Genomic DNA, 1,891 nt, shown 5'->3' with positions numbered 1-1,891 from the left:
AAGCACTGGCTCAGAAAGGCCGCAAGTCGCACGGTCGAAACCGTCTGCCAGGCGATCGGACAGATCCTCAACGGTGTCACACCGATCGAGTGCTCAAACTACTTCGCAAACTCTGGATATGACCGGTGGTAATCCCATCCCGCTCTAGCGGAGGCTGGGGAAACGACGGCGAGTCCAGTCACCGGGCGGGACCACTCCTCCAACACGGAAGTTGAAGGACAGGACCCTCGTCGCATCGGCGTCGACCTCGCAGCGGAAGCTCAGATCGTACCATTGCGTTGTCGTGCTGAAGGCGGCTTGCGGAGGGTTGAGAACATTGCCTTGCTTCAGGGGAATGGTCGGCAGCCATTTGGGCGAGTAGTCGGCGCTTTGCAATTCCTGGTTCAGGACGTTGGCGCAAAGGTTGGCAACGCGCTGATCGCGCGGCACGCTCTCCATCGAACTCGTGGCCAGCGCGTTGCCGGTTGCACCCGGCGAGTAAAGCTTTCTGACGCCCGGCAGGCCGGAATAGATGGGCGATCCCGCAGCCTCGCTGTCGGCGGAGTTCGACCTTCCCGGGTTCCCGCTTGGCGCCCTCAAGGCCCTTGCGGATTTGAACTTCATCGCCTTGGAAGGTTTAGGCTTCGCCTTTTCGATTGAGGATTGAGGCGCGGGCTTGTCACCGGTCTCGGCGGTCAACGGCTTCGGTGGCACGACCGGCTGCTCTTCGGTGGTATGTGGCGCCGCCTGTTGTTTGTCGGGCTGCGGCTTGTCAGTGTCCTCGGTCGCCTGCTTCACCTCGCTTTGCTCGGGTTTTTCGTCCGGCGCGGCGGTTGCCGGCTTCTCTTGAGCCTTGCTGGAATCCGCCTGCTGCTCAGGCGTTGCAGGAGCGGGCTGGTTGGGCGCAGGCTTCGGCGCGACCGGCGGCTTCGCGGGTTCGTCCTGGGCTGGCGACGGCGCATTGGCCGGAGCGCTGCCTCCGTCAAGAGATTTCTCCGGGCCGGTATCCTTCTCGCCATACTGGAAAACGCGTTTCAGAACCGGGATGTCCTGCGGTTTCGGCGGCTGCGGAGGCGGTGGCTTTTGCACGGCCTGCTCGGGCGGCTTTTCAGCCTTCTTTTCAGGCGTCGGCTCCGGCGGCTTTGGAGCGGGCTTCGGCGTGGGCTGCTCGGGCGGCGGCACGATCGCAACGTTGACCGGCTGTTCCTGCTGGTCCGGCTGTTGCTCGGGTCTCGTCGAGCCAAGGAACAGGAACGCTGCGATCAGGGCATGCAGGAATAGCGATGCGGCCAAGGCCCACCGCCAGTTCCGAAACCATTCCCGCATCTTGCCGTTCATTGCGCCCGATGTGGAACGAAATAGCGGCGGCTTCAAGCACTTGCGGGGATTCGCGCGAGTTGCCGCCCTGACAAGTCGGTGATCACAGGCATAAGAGCAAGCCGGATCGAGGCCTGCAGGCTTACACCAGCATGCTCATCGGGTTCTCGATCAAGCGCTTGAAGGCGCCGAGCAGTTCCGCGCCGAGCGCGCCGTCGACCGCGCGATGATCGGTCGAGAGTGTCACCGACATCACGGTGGCTACCTTGATCTCGCCCTTCTTGACCACCGCCCGCTCCTCGCCGGCGCCGACCGCCAGGATCGTCGCATGCGGCGGGTTGATGACGGCGGCAAAGTCCTTGATGCCGAACATGCCGAGATTGGACACCGCTGTCGTGCCACCCTGATATTCTTCCGGCTTCAGCTTGCGGCTCCTGGCGCGGCTGGCCAGGTCCTTCATCTCGTTGGAGATGACCGACAGCGTCTTTTCATCGGCATGGCGGATGATCGGCGTGATCAGGCCGCCGGGGATCGACACCGCGACGCCGACATCGGCGTGCTTGTGCTTGACCATGGCGCTGTCCGTCCAGGAGGC

General features: G+C 63.4%; 2 protein-coding genes. Both read right to left on the bottom strand.

The genetic code is table 11. The annotated features are described in order from the left end of the window. Nucleotides 1–144: 144 nt before the first annotated feature. Complete coding sequence (locus tag AC0YKC_RS33895) at nucleotides 145–1,317, bottom strand: DUF930 domain-containing protein (protein WP_488514229.1); 1,173 nt, start codon at nucleotides 1,315–1,317, stop codon at nucleotides 145–147. A 121-nt stretch (nucleotides 1,318–1,438) separates the two neighbouring features. Beyond that, nucleotides 1,439–1,891: 2-oxo acid dehydrogenase subunit E2 (locus AC0YKC_RS33890; RefSeq protein WP_488514228.1), on the bottom strand; the 453-nt coding region annotated here is incomplete at its 5' end.

This window comes from Mesorhizobium sp. CNPSo 4661 (assembly GCF_057784215.1).
The sequence above is the reverse complement of the archived record's forward strand: the minus strand, read 5'-3'. Positions and strand labels throughout refer to the sequence as shown.